At 44.3% G+C, this 22,349-nt stretch carries 15 protein-coding genes and 1 pseudogene; 7 read left to right on the forward strand and 9 right to left on the reverse strand.

The genetic code is table 11. The annotated features are described in order from the left end of the window. Positions 1-5: 5 nt before the first annotated feature. A complete protein-coding gene (locus tag LIN98_RS04800; protein WP_005542670.1) occupies positions 6-764 on the reverse strand; it encodes a hypothetical protein in 759 nt (252 codons plus the stop codon). A gap of 271 nt (positions 765-1,035) precedes the next feature. Here LIN98_RS04800 and LIN98_RS04805 point away from each other — a divergent pair, with 271 nt between their 5' ends. Continuing rightward, positions 1,036-1,683, forward strand: coding sequence for an OmpW/AlkL family protein (locus tag LIN98_RS04805; RefSeq protein WP_005564066.1), 648 nt, complete (start codon positions 1,036-1,038; stop codon positions 1,681-1,683). A 17-nt stretch (positions 1,684-1,700) separates the two neighbouring features. Here LIN98_RS04805 and recN read toward each other — a convergent pair whose 3' ends face one another. Further along, positions 1,701-3,377: a DNA repair protein RecN gene (recN, locus tag LIN98_RS04810; protein ID WP_014167648.1), complete on the reverse strand. Its 1,677-nt coding sequence runs from the start codon at positions 3,375-3,377 to the stop codon at positions 1,701-1,703. Positions 3,378-3,450: 73 nt separating this feature from the next. Beyond that, a complete protein-coding gene (locus LIN98_RS04815; RefSeq protein ID WP_005567872.1) occupies positions 3,451-4,368 on the reverse strand; it encodes an NAD(+) kinase in 918 nt (305 codons plus the stop codon). A 140-nt stretch (positions 4,369-4,508) separates the two neighbouring features. Here LIN98_RS04815 and grpE point away from each other — a divergent pair, with 140 nt between their 5' ends. Then, a complete protein-coding gene (gene grpE, locus LIN98_RS04820) occupies positions 4,509-5,087 on the forward strand; it encodes a nucleotide exchange factor GrpE (protein ID WP_014167649.1) in 579 nt (192 codons plus the stop codon). Positions 5,088-5,197: 110 nt separating this feature from the next. On the opposite strand, the gene LIN98_RS04825 is transcribed toward grpE, so the two are convergent. Together LIN98_RS04825 and mnmC are read right to left on the reverse strand one after the other, a co-directional pair. Then, on the reverse strand, positions 5,198-8,269 hold the full coding sequence (locus LIN98_RS04825; protein ID WP_050846213.1) for a TonB-dependent hemoglobin/transferrin/lactoferrin family receptor: 3,072 nt from the start codon (positions 8,267-8,269) through the stop codon (positions 5,198-5,200). A 189-nt stretch (positions 8,270-8,458) separates the two neighbouring features. After that, positions 8,459-10,477: a bifunctional tRNA (5-methylaminomethyl-2-thiouridine)(34)-methyltransferase MnmC2/FAD-dependent 5-carboxymethylaminomethyl-2-thiouridine(34) oxidoreductase MnmC1 gene (mnmC, locus tag LIN98_RS04830; RefSeq protein WP_014167651.1), complete on the reverse strand. Its 2,019-nt coding sequence runs from the start codon at positions 10,475-10,477 to the stop codon at positions 8,459-8,461. A 169-nt stretch (positions 10,478-10,646) separates the two neighbouring features. Between mnmC and fabB the strand changes: the two genes are divergently transcribed. Continuing rightward, a complete protein-coding gene (gene fabB / locus LIN98_RS04835; RefSeq protein ID WP_005551205.1) occupies positions 10,647-11,867 on the forward strand; it encodes a beta-ketoacyl-ACP synthase I in 1,221 nt (406 codons plus the stop codon). Positions 11,868-12,007: 140 nt separating this feature from the next. Beyond that, positions 12,008-13,855: an ATP-binding protein gene (locus tag LIN98_RS04840; protein WP_014167652.1), complete on the forward strand. Its 1,848-nt coding sequence runs from the start codon at positions 12,008-12,010 to the stop codon at positions 13,853-13,855. 73 nt (positions 13,856-13,928) lie between these two features. Here the strand turns inward: LIN98_RS04840 and mglC are convergent, their stop codons facing one another. The 4 genes and pseudogenes from mglC to LIN98_RS04860 form a co-directional block, all read right to left on the reverse strand. Beyond that, positions 13,929-14,939 carry a galactose/methyl galactoside ABC transporter permease MglC gene (gene mglC, locus LIN98_RS04845; protein ID WP_050846211.1) on the reverse strand — a complete coding sequence of 337 codons (1,011 nt, stop codon included), beginning with the start codon at positions 14,937-14,939 and terminating at the stop codon, positions 13,929-13,931. Between the two features lie 18 nt (positions 14,940-14,957). After that, a pseudogene (gene mglA, locus LIN98_RS04850) lies at positions 14,958-16,496 on the reverse strand (galactose/methyl galactoside ABC transporter ATP-binding protein MglA). A 74-nt stretch (positions 16,497-16,570) separates the two neighbouring features. Further along, on the reverse strand, positions 16,571-17,563 hold the full coding sequence (gene mglB / locus LIN98_RS04855; RefSeq protein WP_005587985.1) for a galactose/glucose ABC transporter substrate-binding protein MglB: 993 nt from the start codon (positions 17,561-17,563) through the stop codon (positions 16,571-16,573). Between the two features lie 214 nt (positions 17,564-17,777). Further along, on the reverse strand, positions 17,778-18,791 hold the full coding sequence (locus LIN98_RS04860) for a substrate-binding domain-containing protein (protein WP_005567849.1): 1,014 nt from the start codon (positions 18,789-18,791) through the stop codon (positions 17,778-17,780). A gap of 251 nt (positions 18,792-19,042) precedes the next feature. Here LIN98_RS04860 and galT point away from each other — a divergent pair, with 251 nt between their 5' ends. The 3 genes from galT (at position 19,043) to galM (ending at position 22,332) form a co-directional block, all read left to right on the forward strand. Next, positions 19,043-20,086, forward strand: a complete 1,044-nt coding sequence (gene galT, locus LIN98_RS04865) for a galactose-1-phosphate uridylyltransferase (protein WP_005591999.1) — start codon at positions 19,043-19,045, stop codon at positions 20,084-20,086. 66 nt (positions 20,087-20,152) lie between these two features. Further along, positions 20,153-21,307 carry a galactokinase gene (gene galK, locus LIN98_RS04870; RefSeq protein WP_014167654.1) on the forward strand — a complete coding sequence of 385 codons (1,155 nt, stop codon included), beginning with the start codon at positions 20,153-20,155 and terminating at the stop codon, positions 21,305-21,307. After that, positions 21,301-22,332, forward strand: coding sequence for a galactose-1-epimerase (galM, locus tag LIN98_RS04875; RefSeq protein WP_005567842.1), 1,032 nt, complete (start codon positions 21,301-21,303; stop codon positions 22,330-22,332). Before galK ends, galM begins: the two co-directional genes overlap by 7 nt. Positions 22,333-22,349: the final 17 nt, after the last annotated feature.

Consider the following 22,349-nt stretch of genomic DNA (forward strand, 5'->3'; position numbering starts at 1 on the left):
TTATATTATACCTTTGGAAGAAAGCGTGTGTAAAAACGGTAGGTCACAATTAATGCAAAGATATTCAAGAATGCCACCATGATACCTGTAATCAACGCCATGATTGAATTAGTTGAAAAACTGACAAGAAAATTTTCTGCTATCGGTATAAGAAAATAGATGAGTAAACAGAAAATAACTAACATAGAAACGCGCCCGATAGCAGCGTGCCATATCGTTTTTCCGCAAGTGCTCACGGTGTCATCTGTCAGCAAGTAATGCACCGGCGCTAAACAGAGGCGAATGTATAATCCAATACCGATAATGATAGCAAGTAGTGAGATGATTGATGGTTGTATTTTCTGTTGAATTGCAATTATCGCTTCGGCCAGTCCGATGAAGATTGGAATACATATCACAAAGCTAATTAAAATTGCTCCCCAAATACGTTTTAAGGTTATGGAGAAGCTGTGTTGGAAGGTATTAAAGTGACGCAGACTGATTTGGTGAATACTCACCAAGCACCATGCACTGATAAAAATATAGATAAATTGTTTCAGAAAAAAGAAGATTACTAAATCTATAGCTTGTCCCTCTGACATCGCAGGAGAGATTTGTTTTTCGGTTAAGGAAATAATGACTTCATTTGGCAACATTGACGATTGCAACAATGCTATGGCGATGTTGGCAAAGAAATAGAGTGCCGACAATATAATGACACTTTGTTTTTCATTTTGTATGAAATGGAAGCTATCTTTAATGATTTGGGTAAAGTTAATTGGCATTTCATCTACTCAATTTGATGTGAAATAAAGTGCTTAATTATACTGTCCTTTTGGGATAAAAACATAAAAAACTCCATTTTGATTTAACACAATGTTTTCCTCACGCAGGATGATGTAAAAATGATGTAGATTCTCTAAATTATTTTCTCTAATTTCCAAAAATTTGATTGAGATCACATATTGCATTACTCATAAAGTGGTATATTTCACCGCGCTTAATAAACACATTTTTATTAGGGATAAACGTTATAATAATTTTTAGGAGTTCATTATGCAAAAGCACAAAATTATCTTAGGTTTGGCGTCTGTTTTAGCAATGGGAGCGGTAAATGCCCATGAAGCAGGCAGCTTTATTGTTCGCGGTGGTGGTATTTTTGTTTCTGCCAATTCCAGCTCAGCCACTAAAACCCCGATTAATGTGAATTTAGATGTTGGAGATAACGCACAGTTAGGTTTAACCGGCACTTATATGTTCACTGACAATTTTGGAATTGAGTTATTGGGTGCAACGCCTTTTTCCCATAAAATTAGTGCGACTGTACCGGCGCTTAAGTTAGGCTTAGGTGATGTGGTTAAACTTAAACAATTGCCGCCCAGCCTGTATGCTCAATATTATTTCTTAGATCAAGATTCCGGTTCCCGCCCTTATGTCGGGGCAGGTATTAACTATACCCGCTTCTTTAGTGCAAAACCGATGGTAAATGCTGTTACTGATCTTGATGTGAAAAAACACTCTTTTAGCCCTATATTAAATGCCGGTATCGATATTAAATTAACCGATAACGTGTATTTAAATACCGCGATGTGGTACACCAAAATTAAAACAACCGCTAAATTTAAAGCGTTAGGAGCGGCTCATGAAGTAAAAATTAAATTGGATCCTCTTGTGTTCTTCACCGGTTTAGCATACCGCTTCTGATTTTTCTTCTTTTTTTATCATATCGAAGTATCTAACATTTCCTGTGCGTTGGCTAAAACGGCATCGGTGATTTTGCTTCCGCCCAATAACTTCGCCAGCGCTTTCACCCGTTGTTGAGCGGAAAGTGCGGTCATTCTTGTCTCCGTTTTTTGATCAACGGCGGATTTTTCTACAGAAAAATGATGTGTGCCGTGGCAGGCGACCTGCGGCAAATGGGTGACGCAAATGACCTGGCATTTTTCACTGAGTTTTCGTAATAGTTTTCCGACTACATTAGCAGTGGCGCCGCTTATTCCCACATCAATTTCATCGAAAATTAAGGTTGGGATCGCCGTTTGGTTAGAAGCTTGCACCTGAATCGCCAGTGCAATGCGGGAAAGTTCACCGCCGGAAGCAATTTTTGCGAGCGGCTGGGCGGTTTGTCCCAGGTTGCTTTGCAGCGTGAATGTGGCGAAATCTGCGCCGTTTGCCCCGATTTTGTCGTAATCTGTGTCCAGTGTAATGAAAAATTCCGCGTGTTCCATGGCGAGCTGTTTAATGGATTTGGTTACTTGTTGCGCCAATTTTTGTGCTCCGCTTTGGCGACTTTGATGAAGTGCGGTGGCGCTGGCGAGCATTTTTTCATGCGCTGCCTCCGCTTGCTTAATGAGCTCTTCTTCGCTGTCGGAAAATGCTTCTAACGCATTCAATTCCGCTTTTAATTGGTGGTGCAATTCCACCAATTCCTGTGGTTTTACATTATGTTTGCGTGCCAGTTGAACCGCCTGTCCGATGCGTTGTTCAATATTCGCCAACAGTGAGGGATCTTGCTCAATATTGCTGCTTAATGATTGTATTTCACCTGTGGCTTCCTGCACCTGAATCATCGCCTCATTGAGTAAATTTTGTACTTCTGCGTAACGGCTATCCAGTTTGCAAAGCTCGTCTAAATGTTTTGTGGCACGATAGAGCAGGGAGTCTACGCTCACTGTTTCATTTTCGCTTAACAGTTGTAATACGGATTGGGAAAGCTGGGTCAATTCTTCGCTATTGGACAAACGGTTATGATCCGCCTCCAATTCTGCATATTCATTGGCTTTCAAATTGAATTCATCCAGTTCGCTGACTTGATATTGCAAGAGTTGCTTTCGGGCTTCATTTCCCGCACATTTTTGCTGAAAGGTTTTCATTTGCTGTTGCAGATCGCGCCAGCGTTGGTAATCTGTTTGCATTTGTTGTAAAAGGGCGGGGTGATGACAAAAACTGTCCACCAGTTGTAGCTGATATTCGTTTTTTAATAACAGTTGTGAAGCGTGTTGTCCGCTGATTTGAATCAGGTGTTGCCCGATTTCTTTGAGCTGCACGGCGGCGACGGGAATGCCGTTAATAAAACTTTTGGAGCGTCCATCATGATTAATCATGCGGCGTAAAATACACTCTTCGGGATTGTCTTGATCCTGTAAGTCGTGCTCCAACAGAAATTGGTAGGCGGGATTGTTTCGGCTGATTTGAAAGGTAGCGCAAATGTCGGCGCGTTCCTGCCCTTCGCGTAGCATGGAAGCTTCTATACGTTGCCCCAAACAAACGCCTAAAGCATCAATGGCAATGGATTTTCCTGCGCCGGTTTCGCCCGTAATCACGGACATGCCTTGCATTAATTCAATGTTTAAGTGGCGTACGATAGCAAAATTATTGATAGTGAGTTGGGTTAACATAAACAATCCTCTTTACTGTATGTTTGTCAGTATAATACTGTTCTAATATACAGTAAAGCGAATTTTTATTGCGTTAGGATTTATTGCGTAACCAACCTAATTTAGAACTTAATACTTTGTAATAATTGTAGTTTTTTAGGTGCAGCAAACGTAGCTTATGTTCGCTTTTTTGGATGTGCACCACATCATAAGGGGAGAACGGCATGGTGATTTGGCTGTCGCAGCCCACTTCCAGTTGTGAAGTATTGTATTCGGCGAAACGCATTGAAATTTTGCTGTTGCCGTCAATCACCAAAGGGCGTGAAGTCAGGGTGTGTGGAAACATCGGCACCAAAGCGATGGCATCCAGTTTCGGCGTTAAAATCGGACCGCCGGCGGACAGCGAATAAGCGGTGGAACCGGTGGGCGTGGAAATAATTAAACCGTCAGAACGTTGGGAAAAGGCAAATTGATCGTTAATGTGTACATGAAAATCAATCATGTGGGCGATTTTTGCCGGGTGAATCACCACTTCATTAACGGCGATACCGCTTGCGACAATTTCATTATCCCGCTCAATAGAGGCTTTTAATAAAAAGCGCTCTTCCACAAAAAACTCGCCGTGTTCCAAACAGGCTTGCAACTGTGCATAGGCGTTTTTCGGGTCAATGTCCGTTAAAAAACCTAAGTTTCCGCGGTTAATGCCTATGAGCGGAATGTCGTATTTGGCAAGGATTCGCGCACGCCCCAGCATATTGCCGTCACCGCCGATAACGATAGCAAGCTGCGCTTCGCTGCCGATTTCATCAACGGACGCCAAATGTTTCGGCGGAAGTTCGATTTTTTCCCCGATTTCCCGTTCAACCAGAACATGATAACCGTGCTCCAACAGCCAAAAAAACAGGTTTTTATGCATTTGCAGGTTTAAGTCATTTCTCGGTTTCCCCACCAAACCAATGGTCTGAAATGACGTGTGTAAGCTGTGCGGTTTCACCGCATTTAAGGTATCCATATTTATCTTGTGATTAACTTGAATTCGGAAAATTGGGCATTATATTACAATAGAACGCCTTTTGCTTGCCAGTCGGCGCACATGGTAAGTTTAAGATTTTTTGCTATAATCGCCCAAATTTGACTCAAGGAGAAATAAGAATGACAAACCACCAAAGCGCAGATAATCAGCACGAATTGGAACAAGAGATTCAACCGGAAGACGTTGTTGATGAACTAAAAGAACAGGGTGAAGACCCGTTGGAAGAAGCCATTGCGCGTGTTCAGGAGTTAGAAGCTCAACTTGCCGAAACCTCAAAAAAAGAACAGGATTTATTGCTACGTACCCGCGCCGAAATCGATAATATTCGTCGTCGCACCGAACAAGATATTGAAAAAGCGCATAAATTTGCTTTGGAAAAATTTGCCAAAGACATTTTAAATACGATCGATAATTTAGAGCGCGCACTGGCCACCCCGGCAAATACCGAAGATGAAAGCGTAAAAGCGCTGTTTGATGGCGTTGAACTGACTTTAAAAGAATTATTGGCAACGGTTGCCCGCTTCGGTATTGAACCTGTCGGCGCGGTCGGTGAAGTTTTCGACCCGGAATTACACCAAGCCATTTCCATGCAGCCGGCGGAAGGTTTTCAAAGCAACCAAATCACCGCCGTATTACAAAAAGGCTACCTGTTAAACGGACGCGTCATCCGCCCGGCAATGGTGATGGTGGCGGCGTAAGTGAATGCCAAATCGTATAAAAGTGCGGTCGTTTTGAAAAACGTTTTTTAAAACGACCGCACTTTAAAGCGAAAGAAAAGGAGAAGCGAGGGCTTCTCCTTTTTGTTTGGTTAGAATTCAAGTTGCATTGAAAGTCTATAATTACGACCCGGTGCGTTGAAGCGGTTGATACCCAATCCACTCTTTTGGTCAATCAGATTACTTGTACCAAATGGGCGGATTGATCTCGCAGAATCCCAAGTAATATATTTTCTGTTTGTGAGATTATATACTCCGGCTCTTAAAGTTAAATTTTTGATTGGCTTAATGTAACCAAGTAAATCAATCGTTGTATAAGAATTACTACGCCATTTGATGGAGCTGTCTTTTTTTCCTTCCTCTTTGTGGTACATATTGTAAGTATCTTTAGCTTGTTTTGCACCGGCATGAGTTATATACAGATCTAAACCGAATTTATCATCAGAATGAACATAACCTATACCATAAACAGCAGTTCTGGGCTGAATTGCGTTCATCGGAATATCGCCATCCATTCTTCCTTTTTGGTAAGTGTATTTATAACTTAAATTAAATCCATTAAGGATTTTTGCTAAATCATTAAGCGAAATTTGAGATACGATTTCAAAACCCGTTACTTTTGCATTGGGTCTGTTTATATTTTGATATACATTAAACGGGCGTAACTTGGAATGCCCTTGTAGTTGTTTGTTGCCTTTGTATACCAAATCAATGAAGTTATTATACCGGGTCTCAAATACAGACGTAGAAATATAACCCATATCATTATGTAAGGTTACAGACAATTCTTTCGTTTTTGCTGTTTCTTGCTCAAGATCCTTATTGGGTAATACAGAGAAATCAGGGTGTTTAAAGGTAAAATAAATCTCATCACCGGTTGGTGCCCGGAATGCTTTGCTATATTTCGCCTGCAAACGTAACCAATCTAGTGGATCTACCGTCGTATTCAATGAATATGAGCTGGCAGAGAACTTTTTCGGCTGCGCAATTTTTTTAATATTCGCGTTTGCGTTAGCTTCCCGTCTTGCCTGATTTTCAGGAGATATTAAATCGGATGGATCAAACTTTGGATCTGTTATATACAGATTAGTTACCAGATCATCAGGAATTTTGGGGGTGACGCCGGGGATATATTCCGGATTATATTTCACACGGTCATAACGGTAACCGATACCGAAACTGAAGTAATCATTTAATTTGAAATCGTCAATAAAGTATAGTGCGCCTGTTTTAGTTTTCACAGGAATTAGGAAAGAATAAACATTCTTTCTATTGCAAAGTGCGTTGTAGCGATCCGGATTATTTATTGAAGGTGAACAATCTTTAGGATACTGAGCCCACCACTTTATATTTCTAGCACTGATGCCTGAAATATTTATCATTTCTTTTTTAGATTCTGCCCATAGCCCACCATAGGACAGATCATGTTCTGTACCGGAGATTTCAATATGCTTTGTTAAATCAATATTGATCTGCTTTGTTTTGGTTGTAAGATCACGCTGAGTCCATAAGTTTTCTTGATAGCCGGATTTATTTGGCATGAAAAATACCGGACCGCTTAATTGATCCTTACTCATTACTTTAGTTTTGGCATATTTTTTACCATCACGTTCAAAAACTTCGAATGGAATATCAACCGGTGTTCCATCACGTTGAAAACCCCCAATCGTTTTTTTATTACAGTTTATAGCATCACAGCTTAATATATGTGAAGTATTTGTTGTCAGAGTTTGTTCATCACCAATAACCTCTTCCGATTTTAAATCGTATTCTTTTCCATTTATTTCAAAGGATTTTTTAGCCGGGGCTCCGGGGATTTTTAGTTCAACAGTACAGAAATTACTCGGATCTGTTTCATCTTCTTCACAGTATTTAGAATATTTTACCCCCGGATATTTTTGTTCCAGCACATGCCATTGTGCTTTTTGCCACCGGTATTTTGCAGTGCTACTTGGATCTAAAGGGACTTGCTCTTTTATTGTTTTTGTTTGTGCCGGAGTATTTGTATATTTGGCTAATTTATTATCATTACCGACAAGTTTATTATCCTCATTATATTTCATACCTAACTTATTTTGTGAGGTAGGGCACTTATCATTTCCATCACAATAATCATCTGTTCTTGCTCGGGTTGTAATTTTTTGTTGGGAATAGGTGATTTTCAATGTATCCCAAAGCGGTGTTGTTGTGAAGTTTTCATAGGTAAAGGCGAAATTTTTACGTTCTACTTTATCATTGGTGTGACGTAACTCTTCCTCGTCATAGGTTCTAAATTGAGTATTTGGCTTTAATGTGTAAGAAAAATCATGTCCTTTAGAGGTTTGCTTATATAAATCTGCCATAACGGAGAAGCGGTGGTTATCTGTTGGTTGAAATGCAAATTTCAACAATTTACTGTCTAAAGTGCGGCGATAGGGATCGGCCTTCTCTCTGGTTTTTCCCTGAACTCTCTCGTTGTAGTTTTTGTAACCAAAATTCTCTAATTCATGTCCTTTGCGTGATGTAAGAACAGCAATTGCGTCAAAATATTTATAGCGACCGGCAAGCGTTAGTGTATTGAGATTTTGGTTATCTGCTGTGTTGTAGCCCCGCTTGTAGGAAGCATAATAGTTTTTATCGGTCAAATAGTCGCGTGCATCCTTGGTTTCAAAACTGACCGAACCACCTAATGCGCCACTACCTGATTTTAAAGAATCAGCACCTTTTCGGATCGTAACTTGTTTTAGTGTCTCAATTTCTGCACTATTACGTGTATTATTAAAATTACCGTAACCTTCAAATAATTCTTTAAAACCTTGTGATGAGATGGTTTCTGCTTGTGCCAGTCCGTCAATTTGAATCGCAACCCGATTTTCCTCCACACCACGCACAGCAAAGCCGCTATTACCGAAACGCCCCGCTTCGACTACCGTTACACCGGTGTCATAACGAACTAAATCTTTTACATCTTGAGCTTGTTGCTTCTCTAATTTTTTCGCACTTTTAACCGTTTCACCGATTTTGGGCGGGGTTCTATCATCAGAATTTCCATTGCCTTCACTGCTGCCTGAAACCACAATTTCATTTAATTTTTCCTGTGTGTCGTTTTCGGCGTAGGCAGTGGAAACGCTTAAAGCAAGGAAAATAATATGAGAGGAGAGGTAGCCTAATTTTAATTTGCTCATATGTGACCTTCGGTATGCGAATTTTACTTCTGTGGATAAATGAAAATAATTCGCGCAATGATAATGAAATTCATTTCTTTTGCAAGAAATAAAGATAAGTTACATTGAGCTTATTTGATATATGTCATGATTGTTCAGCTTTTGAAGGAAATAAACTTCATCGGTGGAATAGGTCTTATCATAAAGTTATTAGAGATTTTCAATGGACGTTCCCTTCAGCAGCTTACGTATCCAGCTGCGACTTGCTGATAGGTGGTGAATTAAGTCTTCACTCAGCGGGAGTGGTTCGTTGTGAATCAATGACGCTAAGGTTTCGCCCAATATCGGAGCGGAGGTTAAGCCACGTGAGCCGAGGGCGCCGATTAAATAGAGATTCGGATAGTGGGCGGCAGGCGGAATGGATTGTTTGCGGCGGCGGAGGTTAAACAGATTTTTGTAATCCGCACATTGGCGATCAAAGTCAGGCACATTTCCCATCATCGGAATACGATCCCGTACGGCACAGCGCACGCCGATTCGCGCCAGATTGGCGGAAGTGTCCACATCGTTTACCCAAGGCATTTCGGCTAAGTTTCTTTGGATTTTTGCCTGATTTTCCTGTTGTTCCCGTTCGCTAAAGCGACGATCGGCGCAATCGCGCACATGGCTGGCACCGATGCAATGGCTGGTTTTTGCTTGATCCGCAGGCGTGAGATAGCCGTCGTAGCAGAGCACGGATTTCAGTTTCAACAAATTTTCTGAGGTAGGAATTTTGCTGACCTGACCGCGCACGGCATAGAGCGGCAAATGCTGCGTTTGCGGGAACTGAGGGAGCTGATGTCCGTTCGCCAGCACCACAATTTGATGTTGAAAGCGTTCGCCTTGTTCATTGGTGAGCTGCCAGTGGTCGCCCAGCCATGAAAGTGCGGTCATTTTTTCCTGCGTTTTTAAGATCAAGCCCTGTTGTTGTAAGTGCGCAAAAAGATTTTGCACCAGTTGCTGTGGCGCAAGCCATGCCCCTTGGGGGATAAATCCGCCGCCACAAGGCAACGGCAAACCGACTTTTTCGCTTAATTCCGCCTGCGTTAAGGCTTGATAAAGATCGGTGGGCAAGTGATATTGCGAAATGTGATGTAATTTGACCGCACTTTTTTCGTTATAGCCGCACAATGCCACGCCGCAAAATTCATGTTCAAAGTCGATGTGTTTTTCCGCTTCGTGTAACAGTTGTAAGCCGTAAGCAAAGGCGTGAATGTAAAAGCGAATGTTGCGTTCGTCATCGTCGCTGAGTTGCGGATAAAAAGCGCCTTGTTTGTTGCCGGAAGCGTTCATCGCCGGTTGCGGATCTTCGCAATACAAGGTGACCTTGGTGCCTCGTTGAATGAGGGAAAGAGCGGTAAACACCGACGCCACGCCTCCGCCGATAATGGCGACATCGGCTTTTTCTTGAAATTGTGCCGCTTGCGGAAGATACCAGGGGGTGAAAAGTGCGGTGGGTTTTATAAACGTTTTTTCACCCGCCAAACATTCCCGTTTTTTGCCGAAGCCTTTGCGTTTTTGCACGCTGAATCCCGCATTTTCCAGGCCTTTGCGCACCGCGCTTGCTGCGGTGAAGGTGGCGAAGGTGCCGTGCGATTTGGTGTAGCGATACATTTGCGCGTACAGTCCGTCGTTCCACATTTCGGGATTTTTGCTCGGCGCGAAACCGTCTAAAAACCAAGCGTCGATTTTCTCCCGCATATAATCGCCGAGTTGCGGCAAATTGGTGTGAATATCACCGAACCATAAATCAAGGGTAGTTTCTTCAAAATGAAAACGATAGCAGCCTTCAATGGGTTCCAACCAATACGCCTGTAATTGTTCGGCGAGGGCGAAAAATTGTGGGTAATGCTGATGGGCGCGTTTCAGGGCTTCCGAGGTCAGCGGGTATTTTTCAAAGGAAAGGAAAAATAAGCGTCGTAATTTTGCTTGCGGAAATTGCTGACGAAATTCCCGGAAAAGCATTGTGACGGCAAAGAAATTCAGCCCTGTGCCGAAGCCGGTTTCCGCAATGACGAAATGCGCCGGCTCATGACTTTGCCAGCGCTGCCATAATTGGTTGCCCTGTTGAAAAACATGGCGACTTTCTTCTAAACCGTCCTGATTGGAAAAATAGACGTCATCAAATTGATTGGAAACGGGCGTGTTTTCTTGGTTGAATGTGATGTCGGCGTGAGTAATAACGCGCATTGGTCTTGCTTTCCTCTGTTAATTTTCAAGATGGCTATATGATACGCCGATTTTGCCTAACTGGTCTAACGTTATAATTAATGCTTGCAATATTCTGATTTCATAGTAAATTGCCTTTCAGCTAACATATGTAAGTCGAATTTCCCTCTAACAGATTAAGGAACAGAGAATGAAAAGAGTCGTAATTACCGGATTTGGTATCATTTCGAGTATTGGTAACAATAAAGAAGAAGTATTGGCTTCGTTAAAAGCCGGTAAATCCGGTATTGAAGTGGTTCCCGAATTTATCGAAATGAAAATGCGCAGCCATGTGGCGGGCACCGTTAAACTTAATCCGAGCGAATTAATTGATCGTAAAATTTATCGTTTCATGGGCGATGCTGCCGCCTATGCGTATCTTTCTATGAAAGAAGCCATCGAAGATGCCGGCTTAACGGAAGATCAAGTCTCCAACGAGCGCTCCGGTTTGGTGATCGGCGCAGGCACGGGTTCCGCCCATAACCAATTAATTGCTTGTGACGCCGTACGCGGTCCGCGCGGCGTGAAAGCTATCGGTCCTTATGCAGTAACCAAAACCATGGCGTCCAGCGTGTCCGCCTGTTTGGCAACCCCGTACAAAATCAAAGGTGTGAGTTACAGTATCAGCTCCGCGTGCGCCACTTCCGCACACTGTATCGGTAACGCTTACGAATTAATTCAATTAGGCAAGCAAGACATCGTTTTCGCCGGTGGAGCGGAGGAGCTGTCTTGGGAATGTGCCACTGAATTCGACGCCATGGGCGCTGTTTCCACCAAATACAACGACACCCCGACCAAAGCGTCCCGTGCCTACGATGCCAACCGTGACGGCTTCGTGATTGCCGGCGGCGGTGCAGTCGTGGTGGTGGAAGAATTGGAACACGCGTTAGCGCGCGGTGCGAAAATTTATGCGGAAATCGTGGGCTATGGCGCCACTTCCGATGGCTATGACATGGTGGCACCGAGCGGTGAAGGCGCAGAGCGCTGTATGAAGCAAGCGATGGCAGGTTTGGATGCGCCTATTGATTACATCAACGTACATGGTACCTCCACCCCGGTGGGTGATGTGAAAGAATTGGGCGCGATTAAAAATGTGTTCGGCGATAAAATCCCGGCAATTTCTTCCACCAAATCCATGACCGGTCACTCTTTAGGCGCAGCTGGCGCGCATGAAGCCATTTATACTTTGTTAATGTTACACAATGATTTCATCGCCCCAAGCATTAACATTGAGACTCTGGACGAACAGGCGCAAGGTTGTAACATCGTCACTGAAACCGTTGAAAACGCCGGTTTGCAGACTGTGATGTCTAACAGCTTCGGCTTCGGTGGTACTAACGCCAGCCTCGTGTTCAAACGTTACAACGGTTAATCTCTCGGGGTAATTTTTCTCTTAAAGTGCGGTCGAAATTCATTGTGTTTTTCGACCGCACTTTTTTGTCTGGGCAAAACTTCTCCGCGTATTTTCTGTAGGGTACAATACTCATCCTTTTTCTCTTGTCACGAAATGCTATGAAAAATCTTAAAGACTTTGTTCGACGCTATGTGGATTGGGTGATCCGTCTCGGGCGCATTCGCTTTTCTTTGCTTGGCGTAATGGTGCTGGCGGTGCTGGCACTTTGTACGCAAATTCTGCTTAGTTTGTTGGTAATGGGGAAAATTCTTTGGGCAGATGTGGCACGCTCCATTGTGTTCGGTTTGATTTCTGCGCCTTTTGTGATTTATTTTTTCACGGTATTGGTGGAAAAACTGGAACACTCCCGTCAGGCGCTTTCGTGTTCCGTAGAAGAGCTGCGCAGAGAAGTTCAAGAGCGGGTATCGGCGGAGAAGAAATTGTCGGAAGCTTTGGATAACCTGGAAAAAATCAACCGCGATAAAACCACCTTGATGACCACCATCAGTCACGAGTTACGCACGCCGTTAAACGGCATTATCGGCTTGAGCCGTATTTTGTTGGAAGAAAATCCCTCCGAACGACAACAAAATTATCTTAAAACTATCAACAGCAGTGCCCTTTCTCTCGCCCATATTTTTAGTGACATCATTGATTTAGAAAAAATTGATGCGAAACGTATTGAACTCAATCGTAAAGCCACGGATTTATACGCGTTGCTCAATGACATTGCCAATTTCGCGTTATTAATGACGGAAGAAAAGCATTTGCAATTTCAATTGGTTTGCCCGCCGACGCTACCTAATTGGCTGATGTTGGACGGCGTGCGGTTAAACCAAGTGCTGTGGAATTTGATCAATAACGCGGTGAAATTCACTCAACAGGGCAGCGTTACCTTATCTGTGGAGCAGACAGCAGAGGAAGAATTTGCGTTGCGCGTAACAGATACCGGTATCGGTATTGTCGAGCAGGATTTGCAGAAGATTTTTGAACTATATTATCAAGCGGGTTCTGATGCTAATAAATCCTTAGGCAGCGGCATCGGGTTGTCCGTGTCAAAAACCATTGCACAACTGATGGGTGGCGATTTAACCGTCAGTAGCGAAGTGGGCAAGGGTTCGACCTTCTTATTTACGTTCAAAGCCCGACAAGCTATCAAGCCGGTAGAAGAAGATGAACATTTGCCGCTAAAACTAAACATTCTTTTGGTAGAAGATATTGAAGTGAATGTGGTGGTGGCGAAATCTATGTTGGAGAAATTGGGTTATCAAATTGATATCGCCATGACCGGCGCCGAAGCCATTCGCAAATTTGAACAAAATTACTACGATCTGGTGTTTCTGGATATTCAGCTGCCCGATATGTCAGGCTTTGATATTGCCGCCCACTTCCGCCAAAACTACGAAAACGGCGTTTATGATTTTCTCCCGCCGCTTATTGCGCTGACGGCAAATGTGGTGCAGAAAAAACAGGAATATCTGGCGCAAGGCATGGACGATGTGATTCATAAGCCGCTCTCTTTAGAGGAACTGAGACATTGCCTGCATGATTATTTCGGCGAAGAACTGACTCAATTCAACCTGCCGAGCAATAAACCGCAAGCGGAATCTGTGGAGTTGGATACGAAAATGCTCACGGAGTTGGTGGAAATGCTGGGGGCGGATTTCGTGAAAAACAATCTCATTTTATTCGAGCAAACCATGCAGGATTATGTCGCCGAGCTACAACAGGCTTATCAGGCGTATTTGAACGATCCGCACACTCAACCGGAGGTGCTATCCATCGTGCATAAAATCAAAGGCGCACTGGCTTCCGTGGGGTTAAAACGCTTACAATGGATTGCCGCGCAGGCACAGAATGCCGACACGGCAGACTGGCAGGGCAATATCGCTCATTGGGTGAATTTGCTGGCAAAAGAATGGCAAACCGATGTAGCGAAATTACGGGAGTGGTTGGCAGGTTATTGATCGAAAAACGGTTGGAACAACGACCGCACTTCAAAAAGTACGGTCGTTGTTTATGGCGTTTTTCTGTAGAAAATTATTTTTTCTTCGCGTATTTCAAGGAGTCGATGGCAACGGCAAGGATGATGATGCTACCTTTGATGATGTATTGCCAGTAAGGGTTGACGCCGATGTAGGTTAAGCCGTAGTTGATGACGGTGAAGATAATCACCCCGGTGATAACGCCGATAACCGTACCCACACCGCTGGCGAAGGAGACGCCGCCCACTACGCAGGCTGCGATGGCGTCTAATTCGTACATGAAGCCGAGGTTATTGGTCGCACTGCCGATACGACCGGCCTCCAACATACCGCCGAAGGCGTAGAACATCCCGGCGATGATGTAGATTACCACGAGGTTACGCGCTACATTAACACCGGACACTTTTGCCGCTTCCGGGTTGCCACCAATGGCGAAGATGTTTTTTCCGAAGCGGGTTTTATTCCACATGACCCACACCAGGAAGGCACAAATGGCGGCGTAAATGGTGATGTAGGAAAGTTTAAATGAGCCGATGCGGAAGAAACCTTGAGCGAAGGTGGAGAAGTTTTCGCTGAAACCGGCAATCGGGGAACCGCCCACGGTATCGTAATAGAGGGAGTTGAAACCGTACACGATGATCATGGTGCCCATGGTGGCGATAAATGGTGTCACGTTCAGATAAGCGATAACTAAGCCGTTGACCAAACCGATAACCGCACCCACGGCACAGACCGCAAGAATGACTACCGGAATCGGAATTTCGCCCAAATCCGGGAACACGCGGTTTATGTTTTCCATGGATTGCAACATAGTGGCGGAAATCACCGCCGCCAAACCAACCTGACGACCAGCGGATAAGTCGGTGCCTTGTGTCACCAGTAAGCCGGCAACCCCAAGGGCGATGATTAAACGCACGGAAGATTGGGTAAGAATGTTACTGAAGTTCATTAAGTTAAGAAATGACGGATCCTGTGCGATGATGATGCCAAGTAAAATCAATAACACAAAATAAATCGCATTCTGTTTCAGAAAATCAAAGGATTTATTTTTTTCTAAAGCACTCATAATGTATTCCTTTCCTATTTATAAATATTTTGCCGCAAGTTGCAAAATTTCTTCTTGTGAGGTGTTCGCGGTTTCCACAATACCGGCGACTTTACCGTTACTCATCACCAAAATTCGGTCGGTGACCCCAAGCAATTCAGGCATTTCGGAAGAAATCATAATGATGCCTTTGTCTTTTTTGGCGAGTTCCTGAATGAGTTGGTAAATTTCAAATTTCGCACCGATGTCGATACCACGGGTCGGTTCGTCCAGCATGAGAATTTCCGGTTGGGTAAGTAACCAGCGTCCGATAATCACTTTTTGTTGGTTACCGCCGGAAAGGGAACCGATCGTGGTTTTGTGGGACGGTGTTTTCACGTTCATGGAATCAATCACCCATTGGGTGTCGCTGCGCATTTTTTTGTTGCTCAGTAATTTCCAGGAGGTGAGATAGGATTTCATATTGGAAATCAAAGAATTGAATTCAATGCTTAAATTGGAATAAATCCCGGTGGAGCGGCGTTCTTCGGTCACCAGCGCAAAGCCGTTATTGATGGCTTCAAGTGCGGTGTGATTTTTCACTGTTTTTCCGTGCAAGGTAATGGTGCCGCTTTTCAGTTCACGCACGCCGAAAATGGCTTCCACCACATCCGTACGTTTTGCTCCGACCAAGCCGGCGATACCTAAAATTTCACCTTTGCGCAAATCGAATGACACGTCCTGAATGGACGGTTGATTAAGTGCGGTCAGATTTTCTACCGTTAAAATCACTTCTTTCGGCGTATTGGTTTTTTCCGGGAAGCGTTGGGTCAGCTCACGACCCACCATCATGGAAACAATTTGTTCCATGGTGGAACCTTTCACCGGCACGGTGTTAATCCATTTGCCATCGCGTAAAATGGTGATTTCGTCGCAAATTTTGAAGATTTCATCCATTTTGTGGGAAATATAAATAATGCCGCAACCGCGATCTTTGAGTTTTTGAATGATTTTAAACAGATGTTCCACTTCTTTTTCGGAAAGGGAGGATGTCGGTTCATCCATAATCACGATTTTGGCGTTATAAGAAAACGCTTTCGCAATTTCGATCATCTGCATTTGAGAAACGGAAAGTTTCGCCACTTTTTCTTTCGGATCAATATCAATATCCAACTCGTCAAAAATGGCTTTGGTATCACGATAGATTTTGGCGTGATCCACAAACGGTCCTTTCAGCGGATAACGTCCGAGTCACAGGTTATCCATTACGCTGGTCTGACGCACCAGATTCAATTCCTGGTGCACCATGGAAATGCCGTTTTCCAGGGCTTCTTTTGAGGTTTTAAAGTTAACGGGCTTGCCTAAAAATAAAATATCGCCTTCATCTTTAGCATAAATACCAAATAAACATTTTAGCAGTGTGGATTTACCCGCACCGTTTTCCCCCATCAATGCGTGTACAGAATGTGAACGGACGGTCAGATTCGCCTGATCTAAGGCTTTTACGCCCGGAAAGGATTTACTGACATCCTTCATCGTAAGCAGCACTTCACCGCTTTGACTTTGGTTTCCGCTTGGACTTTGATTTTGTTCTGTCATATCCAACCTCACAAAAAAGGGGAAGAGACTTCATCAGTGTCTATGCCTTCCCCTCTGAATTTAAAACAAATGATTTATTTTAAGAATTGAGACAAGTTGTCTTTATCTACGCCAACATAAGGAATGCGCACAACGCGATCTTTAAGCTCCCATTTGGTGCCTTCGGTAGCCGGTTTGCCGTTTGCCAGGTTGTTGGATAAATCCACAATCGCTTTACCTTGAGTCGCGCCGTCATTCAATACGGTACCTGCAATGTCGCCTTTCTTGATGAGTTGTAATACTTCAGGCAACGCATCTACCCCGAAAATCGGTAATTTTTTGCCGTGTGCTTTGGTTGCTTCCAATGCGCCCATCGCCATGCCGTCGTTGTTGGAAATAATGACTTCAATGTCATTGGCTTTAGAGCTGGATAACCACGCATCCATTTTGTCTTTTGCCAGTGCCGCATCCCACATCCCGGTGTCGATAAAGAGTTGTTCCGTTGGAATGCCTTGCGCGTTTAGTTGCTCAATCACATACTTGGTACGTGCTTCCGCATCAGGGTGGCCCGGTTCGCCTTTTAATAACACATATTGGATTTTGCCGTCTTTATTTAAGTCTAATGCCGGCATGGCTTTCCATTGTTTAGCGATTAAATCCCCTTGGATTAAACCGGATTCTTTCGGATCCGTACCTACATAATAAGCGTTTTCATAGCTGCCAATGACTTTTGCACCCGGATCTTTGTTGAAGAACACCACCGGGATATTATCCGGTTTGGCTTTGCCGATAATTGTCGGTGCGGCGGAAGGGTCAACCAAGTTAATGGCAAGCGCTTTCACACCTTTGGAAAGTAATACGTCCACCTGGTCGTTTTGGATAGATTGTGCGTTTTGAGAATCATTCATCAGCAGTTTTACGTTTTGTAATTGTTCTGCATTTTTTTGAATTTCTTTACGCATTAAAGACATGAAATTGTCATCATATTTGTAAATGGTTACACCGATACGGGTTTCTGCTTGTGTTGTACTGATGCCGATACCAAAAACTATCGAGAAAACCACCGCACTTAATACTGTTTTTTTCATACTAGATGTTCTCCATTGACTGTTTTAAAATTGGAAGAGGTATTTAACATGATAATTTTTAAGGAATTATTATCAATTCTTACCTTTTTACACTGCAATCGGTACTCAGGTAATTGGACGTAGCATACAGGTTTTTATGTTTCAAGACTGTGATCATATTCACATTTATGAAAACGATTACATCTTTAATGTAAAAAATAGTTAAAATTTAGCGTTATTCTCCCGTGTGATGTATATTTTCGACGGAAAAACGTTGAACCAAGGTCGGATTGAATTGGGGGTTAATGGGCAGGCAAATGTCCATATCTACCAGACCTAGTGCCAGTTTTGCTGCATAATTCGCCATGAGATCAATGGGATAGCGAATAGTAGTTAATTTCGGTACCAAATAGCGGGCGATAGGCATATCGTCAAAGCCGATAATGGAAAATTGCTTCGGCACTTTGATATTGTTTTCATTTAAGACGGATAACGCGCCCGCCGCCATGGAATCGTTATACGCCACCACTGCCGTGAGATTGTCGTTATAACTCAAGAGGTTAATCATGGCTTCTTCCCCGCCTTCAAAATCCGGTGAATTATGCACAATGGCGTTTTCTACTATAGGAATATGGTGTTCGGTCAGCGCATTCAAATAACCTTGTTTACGTTCTGTTTCATCGTTAATTTTATGATTGGAGCCGATGTAACCGATATGTCGATGACCGGCTTGAATCAGGGTGTTGGTGGCGATAAAAGTGCCTTTTCGATTGTCCAGGCTGACGCAGCGGGATTCATAACCTTTAATGCAGCGATTGATAATCACCATGCCGGGAACTGAATCCAAGTATTCCGCCAGGGTTTGATCATCCAAAGCTTTAGAATGCACCACCAAACAATTGCAACGTTTTCGTAACAGGGTATCGATTGCATCACGTTCTTTTTCCGCCTGATGGTATCCCATGCCGATCAAAATATTTTTGCCGTGCTCCATTGCCACATGATCTACCGCTTTAACCAAAATGGCGAAAAACGAATCCGTGACATCGGTGACCACCACGCCAAGAGTATCAGAACTTTGCGAAGCCAATGCCTGCGCGTTGGCGTTAGGGCGATAGCCTAATTGCTCAATGGCATTTAACACTAAATGGCGGGTCTTGTCCTTCGTTGAAGGATGATTGTTTAATACTCTGGAAACCGTTGCGACAGATACGCCGGCTTGGTTGGCGACATCTCGAATTGTGACCATGGAATACCTTTATTATGTCGTTAAAATTAGGCAAATCATAATCCTAAATTTTTCTTTTTGAAAACGCTTACTTTAAAAATTGCCGGGTTCGTCACAAAATTTTCCGTTTTCTGACGTGTTTTTACGATAAAGCATGGGCGAAATGTATTTTTGTGATCCCGCTAACAGTTTATTTCGTTAAATATGGTATGGTATGACATATTTTTTGTAATCGTTTTCATAAGCTAAAAATCAATTTATCGAGGCACATTATGTCAACCGTTTTTGACCCGACAGAACACCCCCATCGCCGATATAACCCGTTGATTGACCAATGGGTTTTGGTTTCCCCCCACCGTGCCAAACGCCCTTGGCAAGGACAACGGGAAAAAGTGAGTGAAGAACAAAAGCCGAGTCATGACCCGAGCTGCTATCTTTGCCCGTGTAATAAACGCATCACCGGCGAACCGAATCCGGATTATCACAAGCCTTATGTATTCAAAAACGATTTTTCCGCACTGTTGGAAGATACGCCGGCACCGCAGCAGAACGACAATCCACTGTTCCAAAGTTCGCAAGCCCGTGGAGAAAGTCGTGTTATTTGCTTCTCGCCCGACCACAGCAAAACGTTGCCATTATTGACCGCACTTGAGATCGAGGAAGTCATTAAAGTGTGGCAGGAACAACTCCGTGAACTGGGGCAAAAATACCAATGGGTACAGATTTTTGAAAACAAAGGTGCCGCAATGGGCTGCTCCAACCCACACCCGCATGGTCAAATCTGGGCGAACAGCTTCCTGCCGAACGAGGTGGCTAGGGAAGATAAAGCACAATGTCAATATTATGAAAAACATGGTGCCGTGCTGTTGGTGGACTATGTTCAACAGGAATTGGAAAGAAAAGAGCGCATCGTGGTAGAAACCGCGCACTGGCTTGCCGTCGTGCCTTATTGGGCGGTCTGGCCTTTTGAAATCCTATTGCTACCGAAAGCCCACGTTAAACGCTTAACGGAATTAAGCGATGCGCAGGCGAAAGATTTGGCGGTGATTCTTAAAAAGCTCACCACTAAATATGACAACCTGTTTGAAACCTCTTTCCCGTATTCCATGGGCTTCCACGCCGCCCCGTTTAATGGCGAAGAAAACGCACATTGGCAACTGCACGCCCACTTTTACCCGCCGCTTTTACGTTCCGCCACCGTACGCAAGTTTATGGTGGGCTACGAAATGCTCGGCGAAAGCCAACGCGATTTAACGGCGGAACAGGCGGCAGAAAGATTGCGTGCGTTGAGTGAAGTACATTATAAAGTGCGGTGAAATTTCACATCGTTTTGTAGGGACAGGCTTAAAGCCAAATTCACGAAAATTCAAAAGGATATATTTATGCTCCCAATTGAAAAATCTCAATACATTTTCACCCAAAAACACCATAAGCAGTCTGAACTCACCGTTTATGCGCCCGGGCGTGTCAATATCATCGGTGAACATACCGACTACAACGACGGTTTCGTGATGCCTTGCGCCATTAACTACGGCACGGCGATTGCCGGGGCGAAACGCAGCGACCATATTTGGAACGTCTATGCCGCGGATTTGGATTTATCCGATGAATTTTCCCTTGATGGCCAGCTCCCTCAAAGTGAACAAAAATGGGCGAATTATGTGCGTGGAGTAGTGAAATTTATTCAGGAGCGTTGCCCGAATTTCAAACAGGGCGCGGATTTGGTGATTTCCGGCAACGTGCCGTATTCTTCGGGCTTGAGCTCATCGGCAGCGCTTGAGGTGGCAACAGGAAAGTTCTGTCAGCAACTGGGCGATTTGCCTTTAAGCCATACGGAGCTTGCGCTCATCGGCCAACAAGCGGAAAACAAATTTGTCGGTGCCAACTGCGGCAATATGGATCAGCTGATTTCCGCCCTCGGGCAACAGGATCATCTGTTGATGATTGACTGCCGTAGTCTGGAAACCCTGCCGACACCCGTGCCGCACGATGTGGCAGTGATTATCGTGAACTCCAATGTGCCGCACGATTTGGTGACGGGCGAATACAATACTCGTCGTCAGCAATGTGAATGCGCGGCGGCGTTTTTCGGCGTGAAAGCCCTGCGTGATGTTTCCGTCGCTCAATTTAAGGAAAGAGAGGCAGAATTGACCGCACTTTATCCGCTGGCAGCCAAACGCGCCAGACACGTTGTGACGGAAAATCAGCGGGTGCTGGATGCGGTGGAAGCCTTGAAGCGTAATGATTTAACCCGTCTCGGCGAGTTAATGGGGCAGTCACATGATTCCATGCGCGACGATTTCGAAATCACCGTGCCGCAAATTGATTATCTGGTGGAATTGGCACAATTGGTCATCGGCAAAAATGGCGGCGCACGCATGACCGGCGGCGGTTTCGGCGGTTGTATTGTCGCCCTTGCGCCCCATGACAAAGTGGACGCGGTGCGCAAAATCATTGCGGAGAATTATGAAAAACAAACGGGCTTGAAAGAAGATTTCTACGTTTGCACCGCTTCACAAGGAGTATGCGTATGCTAGAACAACGTGCACAAAGCACTGCACCGGACGGCTTGCCGTTTAACCTGTTTATCTTGCAAAACGCACAAGGTATGCGCGTGCAATTTACCGACTGGGGTGCGACTTGGATCTCTTGTTGTCTGCCGGTCAACGGCGAATTGCGTGAAGTGCTGTTGGGCTGCAAATTGGAAGATTATCCCGTTCAACAAGCCTACTTAGGCGTGAGCGTAGGACGCTATGCCAATCGTATCGCCAACGCGCAATTTCCGTTGAATGGCAAAGTTGTGCGCTTAACCGCCAACCAAGGCAAACACCAACTGCACGGCGGAAACGGTTTCGATAAACGCCGTTGGACGTTGGAAAAGTGCGGTGAAAATTTTGTGTGTTTTTCATTGTATTCCGCCGACGGCGATCAAGGTTTCCCCGGCAATGTGAAGGCGACGGTAACTTACACCTTGACGGAAGATAATGCGGTTAAAATCGAATATGCCGCCCAAAGCGATCAGGATACCGCACTGAATTTAACCAATCACGCCTATTTCAATTTAGAAAATGCGATGCAGGGCGCAGATGTGCGCAACCATAGCTTGCGCCTCAACGCCGATTTTTATTTACCGGTGGATAGCGAAGGCATTCCTAACTCGCCGCTCAAACATGTTGTCGGCACCGGCTTTGATTTCCGCATAGCCAAGCCAATTAAACAGGATTTTTTGCAAGGAGAACAGCTTGCTGCCAAAGGCTACGACCATTCTTTTATTGTGAATAAAGCCTGGCAAAAACCTTGTGTTCTGCTCACCTCTCCAAACGGCGATTTAAGCCTGGAAGTGCTGACTTCACAAGCCGCCTTACAGGTTTACACCGGCAACTTCCTCGCCGGCACGCCGACCCGTGAGGGTGCTCAATATGCCGACTACCACGGCATCGCCCTGGAAACCCAATGCCTTCCCGATACCCCAAATCACCCCGAATGGCAAAATTACGGCGGCATTGTAAAAGCAGGCGAAGAATATTACCAATGGACGGAATATCGATTTAAGGGAAATTAAAAAACAAAAAGTGCGGT

Source organism: Aggregatibacter actinomycetemcomitans, assembly GCF_023518055.1.
GTDB lineage: Bacteria > Pseudomonadota > Gammaproteobacteria > Enterobacterales > Pasteurellaceae > Aggregatibacter > Aggregatibacter actinomycetemcomitans.